This is a genomic window from Pseudarthrobacter sp. N5, from assembly GCF_050157035.1.
Lineage (GTDB): Bacteria > Actinomycetota > Actinomycetes > Actinomycetales > Micrococcaceae > Arthrobacter.
Map to the genome: position 1 here is coordinate 2,008,057 of NZ_CP189593.1, position 16,573 is coordinate 2,024,629.

At 63.4% G+C, this 16,573-nt stretch carries 17 protein-coding genes, 6 tRNA genes, 1 pseudogene and 1 riboswitch; of the genes and pseudogenes, 8 read left to right on the forward strand and 16 right to left on the reverse strand.

Features of this window, described 5'->3' with window-relative positions; translation table 11 throughout:
- Positions 1 to 72 precede the first annotated feature (72 nt).
- The 4 genes from ACQCST_RS09650 to ACQCST_RS09665 all read right to left on the reverse strand — a co-directional run bounded on the left by ACQCST_RS09650 (position 73) and on the right by ACQCST_RS09665 (position 3,397).
- Positions 73 to 846 (reverse strand): SDR family oxidoreductase, encoded by a 774-nt coding sequence (locus ACQCST_RS09650; RefSeq protein ID WP_426999136.1) that lies wholly within the window; start codon positions 844 to 846, stop codon positions 73 to 75.
- Entirely contained in the window at positions 846 to 2,240 is a 1,395-nt protein-coding gene (locus tag ACQCST_RS09655) for a DUF6421 family protein (RefSeq protein ID WP_426995604.1), read from the reverse strand. The genes ACQCST_RS09650 and ACQCST_RS09655 overlap by 1 nt, the downstream gene beginning before the upstream one ends.
- A gap of 165 nt (positions 2,241 to 2,405) precedes the next feature.
- Positions 2,406 to 2,891, reverse strand: a complete 486-nt coding sequence (gene msrB / locus ACQCST_RS09660; protein ID WP_426995605.1) for a peptide-methionine (R)-S-oxide reductase MsrB — start codon at positions 2,889 to 2,891, stop codon at positions 2,406 to 2,408.
- A gap of 14 nt (positions 2,892 to 2,905) precedes the next feature.
- The gene (locus ACQCST_RS09665; protein WP_426995606.1) at positions 2,906 to 3,397 is read right to left on the reverse strand and encodes a hypothetical protein; all 492 of its coding nucleotides are present in this window, start codon (positions 3,395 to 3,397) and stop codon (positions 2,906 to 2,908) included.
- 242 nt (positions 3,398 to 3,639) lie between these two features.
- Here ACQCST_RS09665 and ACQCST_RS09670 point away from each other — a divergent pair, with 242 nt between their 5' ends.
- Positions 3,640 to 4,857 carry an alpha/beta hydrolase family protein gene (locus ACQCST_RS09670; RefSeq protein ID WP_426999137.1) on the forward strand — a complete coding sequence of 406 codons (1,218 nt, stop codon included), beginning with the start codon at positions 3,640 to 3,642 and terminating at the stop codon, positions 4,855 to 4,857.
- Positions 4,858 to 4,924: 67 nt separating this feature from the next.
- On the opposite strand, the gene ybaK is transcribed toward ACQCST_RS09670, so the two are convergent.
- The 3 genes from ybaK to ACQCST_RS09685 are packed head-to-tail and all read right to left on the reverse strand — an operon-like array spanning position 4,925 to position 6,870.
- Complete coding sequence (ybaK, locus tag ACQCST_RS09675; protein WP_426995607.1) at positions 4,925 to 5,422, reverse strand: Cys-tRNA(Pro) deacylase; 498 nt, start codon at positions 5,420 to 5,422, stop codon at positions 4,925 to 4,927.
- Positions 5,423 to 5,436: 14 nt separating this feature from the next.
- Positions 5,437 to 5,898, reverse strand: coding sequence for a SufE family protein (locus ACQCST_RS09680; RefSeq protein ID WP_426995608.1), 462 nt, complete (start codon positions 5,896 to 5,898; stop codon positions 5,437 to 5,439).
- Positions 5,899 to 5,952: 54 nt separating this feature from the next.
- Positions 5,953 to 6,870, reverse strand: a complete 918-nt coding sequence (locus ACQCST_RS09685; RefSeq protein ID WP_426995609.1) for a sulfurtransferase — start codon at positions 6,868 to 6,870, stop codon at positions 5,953 to 5,955.
- A gap of 210 nt (positions 6,871 to 7,080) precedes the next feature.
- Between ACQCST_RS09685 and zapE the strand changes: the two genes are divergently transcribed.
- On the forward strand, positions 7,081 to 8,118 hold the full coding sequence (gene zapE, locus ACQCST_RS09690; protein WP_426995610.1) for a cell division protein ZapE: 1,038 nt from the start codon (positions 7,081 to 7,083) through the stop codon (positions 8,116 to 8,118).
- Here the strand turns inward: zapE and ACQCST_RS09695 are convergent.
- The 9 genes and pseudogenes from ACQCST_RS09695 to ACQCST_RS09735 form a co-directional block, all read right to left on the reverse strand.
- Positions 8,115 to 8,453: pseudogene (locus ACQCST_RS09695) on the reverse strand (benzoate/H(+) symporter BenE family transporter); the annotation flags it as partial. The gene zapE and the pseudogene ACQCST_RS09695 sit on opposite strands and share 4 nt — an antisense overlap.
- A 30-nt stretch (positions 8,454 to 8,483) precedes the next feature.
- Positions 8,484 to 8,657, reverse strand: a complete 174-nt coding sequence (locus ACQCST_RS09700) for a hypothetical protein (protein ID WP_426995611.1) — start codon at positions 8,655 to 8,657, stop codon at positions 8,484 to 8,486.
- A gap of 61 nt (positions 8,658 to 8,718) precedes the next feature.
- Positions 8,719 to 9,801: an IS630 family transposase gene (locus tag ACQCST_RS09705; protein ID WP_426995612.1), complete on the reverse strand. Its 1,083-nt coding sequence runs from the start codon at positions 9,799 to 9,801 to the stop codon at positions 8,719 to 8,721.
- Positions 9,802 to 9,963: 162 nt separating this feature from the next.
- The gene (locus ACQCST_RS09710; RefSeq protein ID WP_426995613.1) at positions 9,964 to 10,203 is read right to left on the reverse strand and encodes an antitoxin; all 240 of its coding nucleotides are present in this window, start codon (positions 10,201 to 10,203) and stop codon (positions 9,964 to 9,966) included.
- A 163-nt stretch (positions 10,204 to 10,366) separates the two neighbouring features.
- Positions 10,367 to 10,438, reverse strand: a tRNA-Val gene (locus ACQCST_RS09715).
- Between the two features lie 52 nt (positions 10,439 to 10,490).
- Positions 10,491 to 10,563, reverse strand: a tRNA-Gly gene (locus ACQCST_RS09720).
- A gap of 56 nt (positions 10,564 to 10,619) precedes the next feature.
- Positions 10,620 to 10,694 (reverse strand) — tRNA-Val (locus ACQCST_RS09725).
- 39 nt (positions 10,695 to 10,733) lie between these two features.
- Positions 10,734 to 10,804: transfer RNA gene (locus ACQCST_RS09730), tRNA-Cys, on the reverse strand.
- Between the two features lie 45 nt (positions 10,805 to 10,849).
- Positions 10,850 to 10,922, reverse strand: a tRNA-Gly gene (locus ACQCST_RS09735).
- A gap of 230 nt (positions 10,923 to 11,152) precedes the next feature.
- Between ACQCST_RS09735 and ACQCST_RS09740 the strand changes: the two genes are divergently transcribed.
- The 6 genes from ACQCST_RS09740 (at position 11,153) to rpe (ending at position 16,224) form a co-directional block, all read left to right on the forward strand.
- Positions 11,153 to 11,227, forward strand: a tRNA-Val gene (locus ACQCST_RS09740).
- A gap of 168 nt (positions 11,228 to 11,395) precedes the next feature.
- Positions 11,396 to 12,241: a cytochrome gene (locus tag ACQCST_RS09745; protein ID WP_426995614.1), complete on the forward strand. Its 846-nt coding sequence runs from the start codon at positions 11,396 to 11,398 to the stop codon at positions 12,239 to 12,241.
- Between the two features lie 135 nt (positions 12,242 to 12,376).
- On the forward strand, positions 12,377 to 12,994 hold the full coding sequence (def, locus tag ACQCST_RS09750) for a peptide deformylase (RefSeq protein WP_426995615.1): 618 nt from the start codon (positions 12,377 to 12,379) through the stop codon (positions 12,992 to 12,994).
- On the forward strand, positions 12,991 to 13,911 hold the full coding sequence (gene fmt, locus ACQCST_RS09755) for a methionyl-tRNA formyltransferase (RefSeq protein ID WP_426995616.1): 921 nt from the start codon (positions 12,991 to 12,993) through the stop codon (positions 13,909 to 13,911). Before def ends, fmt begins: the two co-directional genes overlap by 4 nt.
- Complete coding sequence (locus tag ACQCST_RS09760) at positions 13,908 to 15,473, forward strand: RsmB/NOP family class I SAM-dependent RNA methyltransferase (RefSeq protein ID WP_426995617.1); 1,566 nt, start codon at positions 13,908 to 13,910, stop codon at positions 15,471 to 15,473. Before fmt ends, ACQCST_RS09760 begins: the two co-directional genes overlap by 4 nt.
- A 94-nt stretch (positions 15,474 to 15,567) precedes the next feature.
- A complete protein-coding gene (gene rpe / locus ACQCST_RS09765; protein ID WP_426999138.1) occupies positions 15,568 to 16,224 on the forward strand; it encodes a ribulose-phosphate 3-epimerase in 657 nt (218 codons plus the stop codon).
- 139 nt (positions 16,225 to 16,363) lie between these two features.
- Positions 16,364 to 16,517, forward strand: a riboswitch (FMN riboswitch).
- Positions 16,518 to 16,573: the final 56 nt, after the last annotated feature.

Consider the following 16,573-nt stretch of genomic DNA (forward strand, 5'->3'; position numbering starts at 1 on the left):
GAGTTCGCGCACGGGAATTCCCGCACCGGAACCTGGATGTCCGTACTGCGGCACCGGTCGGGATTCCCGGCATCAGTGGGTCAGCGGCAGCCGTAGCCCATTAAGTTCTGTTGCCGGCCGGCCGAAGAGGCCGACGACGGCGGCCGCCAGGTCTTCGACGTCGGTATGTCCCGGGAACGTGCGTTCCGGGTGCTGCCGGCGCATGTCGGCGTCAACCAGCGCCTTCACTACCAGGACGACGGCGGCACTGCCCTGATCTGAGGCGCCCTGACCGTAGGCAGACGGACCGTGGCCGGCCCGGCCGGATCCTGAGGCCTCTGTTGGTGCACTGCGGAAGCCATCTGCCACGGCCATGGTCCATGCCTCGGCAGCGGCCTTTGCTGCCACATAGCTCGCACCTCCAGCGGTGGGCGCACTCACCGCCGTAGAGGAGACCATGGCGAACCTTCCGGTTCCTGACGCTTCCAGGTCTTTGTAGAAAACGCGGGTAACGTTCCTCAGCGTCGTGATGGCACCGCGTTCCAGAAAGTCCCAGTCCTCGTCGCTCTGTTCAGTTATGCCGGCGGATCCGCGCCAGCCACCCACCAGGTGGATGACGCCGTCCATCGCCCCGGCGGCCTCCGTCAGCGAGCCGTGCATGGCGCGGACATCGGCCAGGCTGGCAAGATCACAGACCAGGGGCGTTACGCCGGGGCCGGCCAGGGCAGCCGCGGCCTCAATGCGACCCTTGTCCGAACCGGCGGTGAACACCGCGAATCCGGAATCATTGAGCGCACGTGCGGTCGCTATCCCGGATGCCCCGCTTCCGCCGGTGACAAGGACCCTGAGTCCCGGCGACGGAGTCATCACGCGGTGATCCCGGGCGCAACAGGGCCCGGATCCGAGGCTCCGGTGATGCCCGCCGTCGACTCGATCACAGGGCGCATCTTCTTTTCCAGCGCCTCATAAAACATGGAAAGCGGGAACTCGTCGTCCAGGACCTGGTCCGTGAGTCCGCGAGGCGGACCATCCAGCGGCAGCGAGCCGGGCCCCTTGGCCCACACCGACCCCGGGTTCGGTGTAACCGTCCCGGCGATCAGCTCATAGGCGGCAAGCCAGTGGGCGGTCTTGGGGCGGTCGATCGAGCGCCAGTAAAGCTCCTCAATCCGGGCACCCAGTGCAATGACGACGTCGGCTGCTGCCTCCCAGTCGATGCTCAGGCGGCTGTCGGTCCAGTGCAGGACGTGATGCTGGTGCATCCAGGCGAAGAGCAACTGGCCACCGAGGCCGTCGTAGTTGCGGACCCGGCTGCCGGTGATAGCGAAGCGGAAGATGCGGTCGAAGATGACTGCGTACTGGACCAGTTTTGCGTGCCGGCGTGCCTCCGGGGCGGCGTCTTCATCCTTTTCAATCCGGACTGACTCGCGGAACGCTGTCAGATCGCAGCGTAGTTCCTCAAGGGAGTAGAGGAAGAACGGCATGCGCTGCTTGATCATAAAAGGATCGAAGGGCAGGTCGCCCCGCATGTGCGTACGGTCGTGGATCAGATCCCACATAACAAACGTGGCCTGGGTCAGTTCCTGGTCCTCCAGGAGTTCCGCGGCGTCCGCGGGAAGGCTCAGTGACGTGGTCTCTGCAGCTGCGTGCAGGACCCGGCGGAAGCGGGCGGCCTCACGGTCGGCGAAAATCGCCCCCCAGGTGAATGTGGGCGTTTCGCGGACAGCTACGGTTTCCGGGAACAGCACGGCGGAGTTGGTGTCATAGCCCGGGGTGAAGTCGAGGAACCGGATGGGAACGAACAGCTTGTTCGAGTATTCCCCGGCTTCCAGTCCGGCAATGAAATCGGGCCAGATGACGTCGATCAGGACGGCCTCCACCAGACGGCTGCTGCTGCCGTTCTGGGTGTACATGGGGAACACCACCAGGTGCTGCAGGCCGTTCTCCCGGTGCTGCTGGGGCTGAAAGGCAAGCAAAGAGTCAAGGAAGTCCGGAACGCCGAATCCGGAGGCCTGCCAGCCTTGGAAATCGACGGTGAGTGCGTCCAGGTACAGGGAATCGTGGGGGAGGTACGGTGCGAGAGCCCTGACGGCGTCAATGATGGCCGTGACCTGCTCTGCGGCGGCCGCGTGGTCTCCCGGCTCGGGGATGGAACCGTCCTGGACCTGGAGGACTCGGAGGGACACGGCCGCAGCCTTGAGTCGGGTCCATTCGTGGTTGTCCGCAGAGATTCGGGTTGGCGCAGTGGTTGCTGTCACGGTCATCGTCGACATCGCCTTTCTGGTTGCTGGAGTATCTACGCCGAGCGTAGCAAGCAATCAGAGCTGCTAATCCAAATTAGTCCCGAGCATAAGAAAGTCTGAGGCAAATGGTGTGTAATGCCTGCTTCAGCTCTAGCCGAGGAACGGCTGGGCCGGACGCCGGGTCCCTCAGGCTCCGGCCGCGTGCGTTCCGCTGCTGGGCTCCGTAGCGACAAGCCTGAGTGAAACGGAGTTGATGCAGAAACGCTGGTCCGTAGGGGTTTCGTATCCCTCGCCGTCGAATACATGCCCCAGATGCGAGTCGCAGGTGGCGCAGCGTACTTCCACCCGGTCCATACCCATGGCCCGGTCGTGGATGTACCGCACGGTGCCTTCGGCCAGCGGGGCCCAGAATGACGGCCATCCACAGTGCGAATCAAACTTCTCCTTGCTGGTGAAGAGTTCCGTGCCGCAGGCTCTGCACTGATAGACGCCGGAAGTGTGGGTGTCCCAATACTCACCGGTGTAAGGACGTTCGGTCCCGGCCTGGCGAAGCACGCGATACTCCTCAGCCGTGAGCTCCTGGCGCCACTCGGCGTCGGTCCTGGCCTCTTGGGGCTGGCCGTTGCTGCTGTCCTGCTGGCCCGTTGGGTTGGTGTCTGCTGAAGTGCTCATAGTGTGATCAACGCCTAGGAGTCGCCGATAAATCCCGAGCCTGCATACAGATGCAGAACCGGAAGGCCCAACTGGTCCTGCGCTTTGTTGGCCCAGTCCGTGTGGAAGGTGTCCGCCACGGCATGCGGACGGGTGATGACGACGGCCTGGGCTGCGCCCAGTTCCTTGACCTTGGCCACCAGCCCCTGGACGGCGCCGACATCCAGAACCTCGCCGCTGACTCCGCTGCCCAGTCCTTCCAATGCCTCCAGGGAGACCGTCAGCGTTTCAGCCGCCTCGGCACGTTCGGAAGCAGGATCCGTAGATTGGGCGGTCAGTTCGCGGAAAGCCTTGGCAATTTCCAACAAGGAGAGGTTCTCAAGGAAATCCACCAGCAGGTGCCGTTCCGTGTTGGCCGGAACCAGCAAAACGAGGGGAGTGTCACCTCCGTCCACAAGGCGTTCGATGTTCAGGCGGTCGTCCGCGCCCAGCGGCTCTTCTGTCAGAATGACGATTGGATCGCTCATGCCATCAGCCTAGTCCTGCAGATCGGCCACTGCATTCATTTCGTAAAGCGCGGTTCGGGCCTTGCCATCGGCGTGCCTTGGACAACGAATGGGCCGGACGGGGTGCCTGCGGCGACAATAGTTGAATGGAATCCTCCCTGCCAAGCGTCGCGGACGCCCGGCGATACCCGAAAGCCCGAAATCCGAAAGCCCTGACCGCGACGATCCAGAGCCAGCTGGCCGGCGCCGGCCGGGACGGCGGGATGTCACTTCGTGCCAAATGGACTCTTGGCGGCATCATCGCAGGAAGTGCCGTCGCCAGTACGGTTGCTGCGGGTTCGTCGGCGCTGGCGCTGTACTTCGCCCGGCGTGTTATTACGCCATCCCGGCAGCGGGAGGAGGACCAGGAAGTTCTGGCGGTCATCCGGGAGGACGGGGCGCTTCAGATCATTCTGGCCGCCACTGCCGATTCGACGCTCGACGGCGTCTACGGACTGTACTTCGACGGCGGAAAGGGCCATGCCCGGATCGGCCGGATCATTTCCTATTCGCCTTCCGAGCGCACGGTCCTGCGCGCGGTGGAGGCCGTCTACCAAGGTAACCTCAGTGCGGCCCGGCGAGGCAGGTGGAGCGGCGCGGTCTATCCTGACCCGGCCGCCGCCGGGATGGCCGCCGAAGAAATCCTGATCGAGGTTGAAGGGGGTACTGCCCCCGCTTGGCTGATCCGGGCCGCGCCGGAGGCAACCACCTGGGCCGTGATGGTTCATGGACGCGGAGCAACCCGGCAGGAAGGACTTCGCGCTGTACGGACGGCCCGTGACCTGGGGCTGAGCTCGCTGTTGATTTCGTACCGGAATGACGGGCTGGCACCGTCCGCCAACGATGGCCGCTATGGCCTGGGTTCAACCGAATGGCGTGACGTTGAAGCTGCCCTCGAGTTCGCGCTGGCCAACGGGGCCACCGAAGTTGTTCTCTTCGGCTGGTCGATGGGCGGAGCCATCTGCCTGCAGACTGCCGATCTGTCCAGGTACCGCCACGTCATCAGGGCGATGGTGCTGGATGCACCCGTCATCAACTGGGTCAATGTGCTGGCCCACCATGCTGAACTGAACCGAATCCCGTCGCTGGTGGGAAGATATGGGCAGCTGATGATGAGTCACCCGCTGGGCCGTCGGCTGACCGGTCTGGCTGCGCCCGTGGATCTTAAATCCATGGACTGGGTATCGAGGGCTGTGGAGCTGAGAACACCATCACTGATCATCCACAGCGTCGACGACGAATATGTTCCCTATGGCCCGTCCGCCACCCTGGCAGAGAAGAACCCTGAGATGGTCACCTTCGAGGCTTTCAGCCGGGCGCGGCACACCAAAGAGTGGAACGTGGACCCGCTGCGCTGGGAAAGCCTGGTCCGGGCCTGGCTACAACAGCAGCTCGCGCCCCGGCTCAACCCCGGGCAAGGGCTCAGCCCGGGCACGGGCTGACACTGCACAATTAATGGCCACACCTGCAAAGTTTCAGCTGGCTGTTGCTGCCGGGCTCTGCCCCGGGCTAGGGCGTTCCCGTGCCGATCGGAGCGGTAACCGCATTGGTCAGGCGGACCAGCTCCACAGGGGCGAGCTCGATGTCGAGGCCCCGCCTTCCGCCGGACACCAGCATCGATTCGAGAACCATCGCGGTGTCATCAATAACTGTCGGCGAATTCTGCCGCTGTCCCAGAGGCGAAATTCCGCCAAGTACATATCCGGTGCGCCGTTGGGCAAGGCCGGGATCCGCCATGGTTGCTTTCTTCCCACCCACTGCGGCCGCCATGGCTTTCAGGTCCAGGTTCCCGCTCACCGGCACGACGGCGACCATCAGCCTGCCGTCGACGTCCACCATAAGCGTCTTGAAGACTTTCAGCGGGTCGAGGCCGAGTGCTTCGGCAGCCTCCATTCCATAGCCGGCCGCCGATGGGATGTGGCTATAAGTGTGAAGCACAAAGGGAACGCCGGCCGCAGTCAAAGCTGCTGTGGCCGGCGTTCCCTGCGAACCATTCTTTCGCCCCAAGATCCAAGGCGCCGTTAGGACTGCAACCTGGCGGTGGCGGCGACCTTGCGCTTGATGCGCCCGAGCATGGCGGTCATGCCCCGCATACGCAGCGGGGTGATGGCCCGTGTGAGGCCCAGCAACTCCGGCATGTCGTCCGGTATGGCGAGGATTTCCGTGGCGGTCAGACCGTCAAGGCCCTCATGAAGGACCCCAGCAAAGCCCCGGGTTGTGGGGGCTTCCGGCGGCGCCTTGAAGTAGAGCCGCACGCTGTCCGGCGAACCGGCGTCGTTCTTCTCTGTTTCGATGGTGAGGAACAGCGGCGACTGGCACTCAACCACCTGTTCCAGCAGCTCGGGGTGGTCCTTCAAGCGCTCCGGCAGTTCCGGCAAGTCACGCGAAAAATCGAGCAACAACTGGAGCCGCTCAGGTTCCGTCAATGCCTGGAAGTCATCAACAATTTCCGCCAGCGCGGAGGGCAGGGAGTAGGTATTCATCAATTCCAGCTTACGCAGTTTTCTGTCCGGCGTCGCCGAATGATCCTCTGTGTCCTATAGTGCCGCCGGGACAGAGCCGCGCTCCGTGCCCTTGGTGATCGGTACCCTGACTGCGTTACCCCACTCGGTCCACGAACCGTCGTAGTTGCGGACGGTCTCGAAACCGAGGAGGTACTTCAGCGCGAACCAGGTGTGGCTGGAACGCTCGCCGATACGGCAGTACGCCACGACGTCATCGCCCTCAGTGAGACCGGCTTCGCCCAGATAAAGGGCCTCAAGCTCGGTGCGGTTGCGGTATGTGCCGTCTTCGGCCGCGGCGCGTGCCCACGGAATGGATGCGGCTGTGGGGATGTGGCCGCCGCGCAGGGCACCCTCTTCCGGATACGCCGGCATGTGCGTGCGCTGGCCGGTGTATTCCTCGGGGGACCGGACATCGATCAGCGGCTTGCCCAGGTGTGCGAGGACGTCATCCTTGAAAGCGCGGATGGGGGCGTCATTTCGCTCGACAACGGGGTAGTCGCTGGTGGCCGGCTGCGGGACCTCGGTGGTCACATCGCGGCCTTCAGCGATCCACTTGTCGCGGCCGCCGTCGAGCAGGCGGACGTCTTCGTGGCCGAAGAGGGTGAAGACCCAGAGTGCGTAGGCGGCCCACCAGTTGGACTTGTCGCCGTAGATGACCACCGTGGTGTCTCGGGAGATGCCCTTGGCGGCGGCCAGCGCGGCAAACGCGGCCCCGTCGACGTAGTCACGGGTGACTTCGTCGTTCAGGTCCGTGTGCCAGTCGATCTTGACGGCGCCCGGGACGTGTCCGGTTTCGTACAGGAGGACGTCTTCATCGGATTCGACAACCACGAGATTGCCGTCGGCGAGCGCGCCGTCTCCAAGGGCTGTGGCGAGCCACTCGGTGGACACCAGGCGCTCGGGCTGGGCGTAGGCGGCGAACTTTTCATTCTGTTCAACGGGGTAGGACATTGCTATGGCCTTTCATTGACAACGGACTGGCGGGACGGTCTGGACCCTGCTCCAACACTAGCCACGGCCTCAGCGGAATGCTTCCCCGCGTTCACAGAGGGAAATATGGCCTTCATCACGTGCGGATCCCTGCGTCAACGTTAAGTCGGGGGCGGCCGTCACATTGCCGGTATTCTTTCTGGGGACTAGTCACCAGCAGAACGGACCACCTTGGTACAGATCGAACAGCTTGCCGCCCGAACACCGGCAGTTTCGGTGGATGAGCTCCTCAAGGGCTTTTATCCCTCGCCGCGGTTCGGCCAGGTGTCCTTTGCCAGCTACCGCCCTGATCTGTCACAGCCCAGCCAGACTGCGGCCGTCAAGGCACTGGAGGCTTTCGCGGCCGGAGTCGGGGCCGGTGACGGTGATGGCCTCTTCAAGCGACTTTTTGCCAAGAAGGTCACCTCCCGGGCAGGCATCTACCTCGACGGCGGATTCGGTGTGGGCAAGACCCACCTGCTTGCTTCCCTGTGGCACGCGGCTCCCGGGCCCAAGGCGTTCGGCACCTTCGTGGAATACACCAACCTGGTCGGCGCGCTATCTTTCCGCAAGGCTGTAGAGGCGCTGAGCCATTACAAGCTTGTCTGCATCGATGAATTTGAGCTTGACGATCCGGGCGATACCGTCCTGATGTCCCGGCTGATGCGGGAGCTGGCGGATGCCGGGGTGAAGCTTGCCGCAACATCCAACACCCTGCCCGGATCGCTCGGTGACGGCCGTTTTGCTGCCGTGGACTTCCAGCGCGAAATCCAGGTGCTGGCGGACCAGTTCGATGTTCTCAGGATCGACGGCGAGGATTTCCGCCACCGCGGACTGCCCGCTGCGCCCCTACCGCTGAAAAACGATGAACTGTCCGCCCATATGAAGGCCGAGTTCGACGGCAAGACCGTGGCGCAGGACGATTTCAAGACCCTTATCGCCCACCTGGCTGGTGTGCATCCAAGCCGTTACCGCCAGCTGCTGACGGGGATCGACGGCGTTGTGTGGCGTGATGTCGACACCATCACCGAGCAGGCTGTGGCGCTGCGGTTTGTGGTGCTGGCGGACCGGCTGTACGACAAAGACGTTCCCATCCTGGCCAGCGGTGTGCCGTTCGATCAGCTCTTCACCGAAGAGATGATGACTGGCGGCTATACAAAGAAGTACCATCGCGCAGTCTCCCGTCTGACCGCGCTGGCGCGGGAGGGCCAGAACCACGAGCCTTCCTAGCTGCGAGCCTTGAGTACCCAGCGGACCACTAGTTCTGCGGCAACCGCCCGGAACGCAGCCCCGATGCCTGCGAAGCTGAGACCGGAGGCGGCAATGGCGTGCCCGCCGAAAGGAGCCCCGAGCATGGTCCCGGCCGCCGTGATCAGCAGCCAGGCGATAAGTACCGTCACCACGAGCAGAGGAGCCCTTCCCCTGGCCTTGAATGGTGCGAGGCACAGGGACAGCAGGACGCCCTCCAACATTGCCTGTGCCAGTGCCGTGGGGAAGCGTGCCGTCAGCCGCCCCAGCGCAGGGATGAGCCCGGTGAGCAAAATCAGCACGCCGGCCACGAGGAAGGCGCCGACGCCGAGGCCGAGCGCAAGAAGTCACGAAGCCGCCAGTGCTGGATCGGCGCCAACGCCCCTCAGCCCGGCAAGGACCCCAGCGAAGGACGAAGTGAAGCCGACCAGCGCCGTCACGACGCCGGCCACGATGGGGCGGGAGTGCTGGCGTGTACCGGGTGAGAGGTGGGGGTGGTCGGCTGCGGTGGACGTCTGCACTCCGGTAGGTTACCGGCTGTCGACGGTCCGGCTGAAAGTGCGGCTTTGCCGGGAAAGCTGGCTAGTGTTCCGTGTTAATGGTTTGTTTGCGTTTCATCTTGCCCAGGAGATAGTCCGCTGATTTGGTCCAGGTGAATGGTTTGGCGTCCTGGTTGTAGTTCTCGATGTAGCGTTCCATGGTTTGTTCCAGCTCTTTCACCGAGCTGAACGCACCGCGTTTGAGGCACTGGCGGGTGATGATCCCGAAGAAGATCTCCACCATGTTCAGCCAGGAACAGCTGGTTGGGGTGAAGTGCAGGCGCACGCGCGGGTTTTTGGCCAGCCAGTCCTTCACGTTCTGATGCTTATGCGTCGCGTAATTGTCGCAGATGACATGCAGTTCAACCCCGGGGTGGGCGTCGGCGACCCGGCCCAGGAAATCGACGAACTCGATGTTGGTGTGCTTTGGGTAGAAGGCGTTCGCGCTGAGTTTGCCGGTGAGGACCTCCAGGGCGGCGAACAAGGTGGTGGTGCCGTTGCGTTTGTAGTCGTGGGTCTGCTGCAGCGGGTGCGTCGAGGACAACGGCTGATCCGGGCCGGTGCGGGACAGCGCCTGGATTTGGGTTTTCTCATCGATGCTCACGACCACCGCGTTTTCCGGCGGGGACATGTACAGGCCCACCACGTCCCGGAGCTTGAACTCCAGGGCGGGATCAGTGGAGAACTTGAACGTCTCGATCCGGTGAGGCTGGATTTTCCAACGGCGCCAGATGCGGGCCACCGAGGAAAAGGAGACTCCGTGGCGTTCGGCCATGATGCGGGCGGACCAGTGCGAGATCCCAAGCTCGGCCGGCGGCTTCCCGTCGTTGGTCAGGGTGTCCGCGATCAGGGCAAGCTCGTCGATCTCCCGCTCCCGTCCCGGGCGCTGGACATCGGACAGGGCCTCGATCCCGCCCTCGGCATAGCGGTTGCGCCACTTCAAAACCGTGGGTGCCGAAAACCCGGTGATCTTCTCGATCTGGATATTCGGCATCCCGTCGGCAGCCAACAAAACCGTGCGCGCCCGCAACGCCAATGTCGCGGAGGAAGAATTCCCACGAGTCAACGCCTCCAAGAACCCCCGGTCCCCGTCACGCAATTCCAAAGCCCTTGCCAGATAAACCATGGATCAAGTCTGACAAAAAACCATACCCAAAGGAATCAACGACACGCTACACTAGCTGCCGGAGAACCGGGTTAAACGCCAAAGGTGCCGGCGCCGCCTCTCGGCGGGACCGGCACCCCTCTGACGTACTAGGGCAAGTCGTGGATGACCGGGTTGTCCCGGTTACGGAGCCTGCTCAGGCACCGGTGCTACTTCAGCGGCCGGTGCGTTGTCAGGCTGTCCGTCAACGTTGTCAACGAAGCTGGAAGCGCCACTCTGGACCGAATCTACCTGGCCGGCGAACTTGCTGCCGGTCTTGGAGTCGACGAAGTCGCCGGCTTTTTCGATGCCGTCCTTGATGACCTGCTCGTTTCCCTGGATGAGATCCTTGGCCTTGCCCTTAAGATCGTCAAATAGTCCCACGAGCACCTCCCTTCAGTTCCGGAGCCAGTTCGCTCCTCCGGGATTGATCCTAGCCCGAGTCCGGGACCATGCCAAGGCCTCCCTTGACAAAAATTGTCATGAAGGGACAGGAAACAAAAAACGGACGGGCAACAAAAAAGCAGCTCCGGGGAGCTGCTTGATGTGGGCGATACTGGGATCGAACCAGTGACCTCTTCCGTGTCAGGGAAGCGCGCTACCGCTGCGCCAATCGCCCGGAACCGGAAAGCCGGTTGACCCAAGAGTTGCGCATCACTAAAGATGCAGAGAGCGGACGACGAGATTCGAACTCGCGACATCCACCTTGGCAAGGTGGTGCTCTACCAGCTGAGCTACGTCCGCAGATGAATCCGTTCCGGCAAAGCCGAACGGACTGCAACAAGCAAGTCACCTTGCTTTGGTGGGCGATACTGGGATCGAACCAGTGACCTCTTCCGTGTCAGGGAAGCGCGCTACCGCTGCGCCAATCGCCCATTGTCACCGGATGGTACCGGAAACCATGGTTTTCACCGAGGTGGGTACGGGATTCGAACCCGTGTAAACGGCTTTGCAGGCCGCTGCCTCGCCTCTCGGCCAACCCACCGTGTAAGCAGGATCCGAAGAACCATTGCCGTGACAGTGTCCTGCGAGCGGACGACGAGATTCGAACTCGCGACATCCACCTTGGCAAGGTGGTGCTCTACCAGCTGAGCTACGTCCGCATTCTGGAGCGATGATTCCTTGCCATGAGCGGCATTTCCTCGCGTTCCAACGAGTAAAAACTCTATAGGAGGTTCAGGGATTCTCCAAATCGGTGCGTGAGTTCGGGGCCCCGACGTCCGTGCATCCTTGAAATCTAGGGGAATTTTTGAATGACATGCTTGTAATTCATTTCGCTTCAGGTTCCGATTTCCGAAAAGGGCCGCCGGTCGGCTAGCATTCAAATGCATTGGGGCGATTGGCGCAGTGGTAGCGCGCTTCGTTCACACCGAAGAGGTCACTGGTTCGAACCCAGTATCGCCCACCAATGAAAAAGCCCGGCAGCCCGCGGAATCCGCGAAGCTGTCGGGCTTTTTTGCGGCCTTCAGTCCCGTTGCTCTATCACTTATGGTCCTCAACGGCGAAGAATAGCGGCCAGAAGTGATAGAGCAACGGGAGCGGCCGTTCTGTCGGACCCCTGTGAAAGAGTCTTTCCATGACTGATCCACTTCTTGCCCACGCCACTGAACACGGCCGCATGTACGCGCGCTCCACGTCAGAGCAGTTCTCGGTGCCGTCCATCACCACGGTTATCGGCCAACAGCCGCACGGACTGGACGGCTGGTTCGGCTATATGGGGGCGAGCAGCCTGGCCAAAGATCCCTTGTTGCCCGGCATTCTGGGAAGCCCGGCCAAGATGCGGCAGGCCGTCAACCGGGCGGCCAAGGCGGCGGAGACGTATCGCGACGACGCCGCCATGCGCGGGGACCGTGTCCACAACTACTGCGAGCAGGTGTCACGCCGTGCCCTGGGCCGGCCGCACAGCATGCAGGAAACGCGTGACGCGCTTGCGGCCAACGGCGAGGAGGCCTTCGCAGCACGGTTTGACGAATGGTGGGAGCTGTTCCGAGTGGAACCGATCGCGCCAGAGATCACAGTGTGGAACAAGGCCGTGGGGTATGCCGGGACACTGGACCTGGTTGCCAGAATAAATGGTCGGACTTGCCTCATCGACTACAAGACCAAGGGCACCGCACGCGACGGAACCGTCAAACCCCTGGACGACAAAGTCGTGATGCAGCTGGTGGCAGGCATGAAGGCCGAGGAGAGCCTGGTGGATGCTGTTGCGGGGGAATGGGAACCGTGGGAACACGGTGACGACCCCATCCTGCTGGCTGTGGCCATTGGTGAAACCGAGGTCCGGCCGGTGCGGGCCAACCCGGAGGTGCTGAAGCACCACTGGTGGAAGTTCTGCGCCCTTCGCCGCGTCTGGGAGATGTCAGCAGACACCGTGGGCGCCGGAAACGCGCTGCTGCCGGTGGCGCCGCCGTCGAGTCCCTGACCGGTTGCCTTTGAGAGGCGCGCATTTATGCCGGAGCAATTATCAGCTGGCATCAGGCTGGCGGGTCTGAACTCAAGTCCCTGCAACTAAACTGGTGAGGTTCCCGTAACCTTCCACCGTGAGGAAAGACTGCACATGGCCATTCTGAATATCCGCATCATCGGCGATCCTGTGCTCCGCACAGTTGCCGATCCCGTGACGGAATTCGGGCCGGATCTGGCCAAGCTTGTTGCCGACATGGCTGAAACCATGGAGGACGTGGACGGTGCTGGCCTGGCCGCGCCGCAGGTGGGGGTCAGCCAGCGGGTCTTCACCTACCGGATCGGCGGTGTTGAGGGCCACATCATCAACCCGGTACTGGAAAACAGCGAAGACCACCAGCCGGACCAGATGGAAGGTTGCCTGTCCATTCCCGGGCTCGGGTTCCCCGTCCGCCGCTACCGCGCAACGCGCGTCACCGGTGTTGACCTGCACGGGCATCCGGTGGCCGTTGACGCCGAAGGCATGCTGGCCCGTTGCTTCCAGCACGAAACCGACCACCTGGACGGCATCCTCTTCACGGACCGGCTGGAAGGCGAGGACCGGAAAACGGCCCTCCGTTCCATCCGCAACGCGAACTATGACTCCATTACGGAACGCACGACGGCGAAGCGGGCCAGGACGGTGGGGTCCAGCTTCGGGGTCGCCAGCTTAGGACCCGCCGGCTTGGGCGCCGGAAGTTTTGGACCCGGCAGCAAGGGTGCTGCCGAGTGAGGGTTCTGTTTGCAGGCACGCCGGCCGTCGCCGTTCCATCGCTGGAAGCCCTCATCGGGGCGGGTTTCGACGTCGTCGCTGTCCTGACACGTCCGGACGCACCGATAGGACGCAAGCGCGTGATGACGCCGTCGCCCGTTGCCGCGCGAGCCATCGAACTGGGGATCGATGTGATCCGTGCGACCCGCGTGGATCAGGACGTCACTGCCAGGATTGCCGCCGCTGATCCGGATGTGGCCGCCATTGTGGCCTACGGCGGGCTGGTGCCCCGCTCGGCGCTGAACATCCCCCGGCATGGCTGGATCAACCTGCATTTTTCCCTCCTTCCGGCCTGGCGCGGCGCGGCCCCTGTGCAGCGGGCTGTTATCGCCGGCGATGACATCACCGGCGCTGTGACATTCCTCCTCGAAGAGGGGCTGGACACCGGGCCCGTTCTGGGCACCCTGACCGAAGCAGTCCGTCCGGAGGACACCGCCGGCGCATTGCTGGAACGGCTCTCCCACAGCGGTGCCGTCTTGCTGGCCCAGACGCTCTCCGCTGTCGAGGCTGGCCAGGCCTCCCCGCAGGCACAGCACGGCGACATATCGCTGGCGCCTAAGCTCACCATCGAGGATGGACGGCTTGACTGGCTGCAGCCCGCCCTCGCCATCGGACGACGCGCACGCGGTGTCACACCGGAGCCAGGGGCATGGACCACCATCGAGGGGCAGCGGATCAAGGTGGAACCGGTGCGCCTTCGGCCGGATGTCCAGAATCTGGCGCCCGGATGTGCGGCCCTCCGTGAAAAAAGTGTGCTTGTGGGCACCGGCTCGTATGCCGTTGAGCTCACCAGGATCCAGCCTTCGGGCAAAAAGATGATGACCGCCGCTGATTGGGCGCGCGGACAGGCTTCACTTGAAAGCGTGGTGTTCGAATGAGCGAGTCCGGCACAACCGGCAGTGGCCAGGGCGGCGGCGGAGGAGGTCACCGTGCCGGCGGCCAGCGAAGTGGCGCCGGCCGCGACGGCAGCAAGCGCAACGCCCAGGGCAGGGAGCGGAACCGCAGCTCACAGCGAAGCTTCACCGAGAACAGCCCGGCTCAGCGCACACGCCGCGCGGACCCCGCACGGCTGGTGGCGTTCGAGGTCCTGCGCGCTGTAGCGGCAGAAGACGCTTACGCCAACCTGGTGCTTCCGGCCCGAATCAGACACCACGGGCTGGACAAGCGGGACGCCGGTTTTGCAACCGAGCTGAGCTACGGTGCCCTGCGTGGCCAAGGCACCTATGACGCCATTCTGGCCCGCTGCGTGGACAGGGCCCTGGATCAGCTCGATCCGGCCATCCTGGATGCCTTGCGGATCGGCAGTCACCAGCTGCTTGCCATGCGCGTCCCCGCCCACGCTGCCCTGGACCAGACCGTCGGCCTGGCACGGGCAGTGATCGGCGCCGGACCATCGGCACTCATCAACGCAGTGCTTCGGAAAGTTGCCGCACGCCCGCTGGACGAGTGGCTTGAGCTTCTGGTCAGCGACGAAACCGATGCCACGAGGATTGCCTCGATCCGGTACGCCCATCCGGAGTGGATTGTCCGCGCGCTCCGCCAGTCCCTCGTGACGCATGGCCGCCCGGTGGAAGAAATTACCGAACTCCTCGAAGCTGACAACGCCGCGCCGGTGGTCAACCTTGTGGCATTGCCCGGGCTGGGAAGCCTTGATGATGCCCTTGAAAACGGTGCAACGCCCGGTGAGCTGGTTGAAGGCTCTGCCTTATCCAGTGGCGGAGATCTTGGAAGGCTTTCATCCGTCCGGGACGGCACTACCCGCGTGCAGGACGTCGGTTCGCAGCTGGTAGCCCGCGCCATGGCGGCCGTGGACCTCAGCCCGGGCACTGGCGCTGGCACCGGTGAGGTCTGGCTTGATCTGTGCGCCGGTCCGGGCGGAAAAGCAGCGTTGCTGGCGGCGCTAGCCAGCCAGCAAGGTGCCACACTGCTGGCCAACGAACCCGCACCGCACAGGGCCAAGCTGGTCCGTCAGGCACTTGCCGCTGTTCCCAAAGACATCTGGCACGTCCGTACCGGTGATGGACGCGAGGTGGGCAGCGAGCAGCCGGAAGCTTTTGACCGTGTGCTGGTGGACGTGCCCTGCAGCGGACTGGGAGCATTGCGTCGGCGCCCGGAGTCCCGATGGCGACGCACCCCGAAGGACCTCGCCGATCTCGGTCCGCTCCAGCGCGAGCTGCTCAAATCTGCCCTGGACGCAGTCAGGCCCGGGGGAGTGGTGGCATACGTAACGTGCTCTCCGCACCCGGCAGAAACCACAGCTGTGGTGAGCGATGCGCTGCGCAAGCGCGATGACCTCGAACTGCTGGACGCCGGTGCCGTGTTGGACAGCGTCAGCCTGACGGGGAATCTGGAGTCGGGGCACGAGCTTACGGCCCAGCTGTGGCCGCATGTGCACCGGACAGACGCAATGTTCCTGGCCCTGATCCACAAGAAGCCCTGAGCCCAAGAACCCCTGACCGCAGGGAGCCCGGTCCCGCTGGTACAACAGATCCGCGGGAAATCTGATTCGCAGGAAACACATGAAAGGCCCTTACATGCCGCAGTGCTGCATCAACCCCAGCATTCTCTCTGCTGACTTCGTAAATCTAGAGGCCGAGCTGCAGCGGATCAGCAATGCCGATGCCGTGCATGTGGACGTTATGGACAACCACTTTGTCCCCAACCTCACCATTGGTCTTCCCGTGGTAGAGCGCATCCAGGCTGTCAGCCCGGTGCCGCTCGATGTTCACTTGATGATTGCCGACGCGGACCGCTGGGCACCCGGCTTCGCCGACGCCGGCATCGCTTCCGTGACCTTTCATGCCGAGGCTTCGATCGCTCCGATCAAGCTGGCGCGGGAGCTACGTGCCAGGGGCGCCAAGGCGGGCATGGCGCTGCGGCCGGGAACCCCTGTTGACCCGTATCTGGATATGCTAGCCGAACTGGACATGCTGCTGATCATGACCGTTGAGCCGGGCTTCGGCGGCCAGTCCTTCCTTGATCTGACGCTTCCGAAAATCAGGCGTGCGAGGGCCGCTATCGACGGGTCAGGAATGGCTGTGGCCCTGCAGGTCGATGGCGGCATCACAGAAGAGACCATCCTGCGTGCGGCTGAGGCCGGAGCCAACGTCTTTGTGGCGGGATCCGCGGTTTATGGGGCTGCCGATCCCGCAGAAGCCATTAGCCGGTTACGGGAGGCCGGCAGCCGCTAGGGGCACTCAGCCTCGGACGCAGGGGGCATGGCTGCCGTCGGCCGGATCCGGAACGGCGGAGAAAGTTACGCAACTTGTCGCCACCGTCGCTGGGAATAGCCTCAGCACCCACGTGGTTGTGTCAGAATAGCAACACACAATACGTGCTCCGGGGTCGGTGTAAGTCCGAACCGGCGGTTATAGTCCGCGACCCGCGAGCCGGCGGTTTTCCTTCAGGGAAGAAACCCGGCGGACGGTTGAACCGGTGGAATTCCGGTACCGACAGTTAAAGTCTGGATGAGAGAAGCACGTACAGCTGTACCCGTGGCGTCCGCTGACGCCGCGGCATCGCGCTGTCGTATACCCCCGG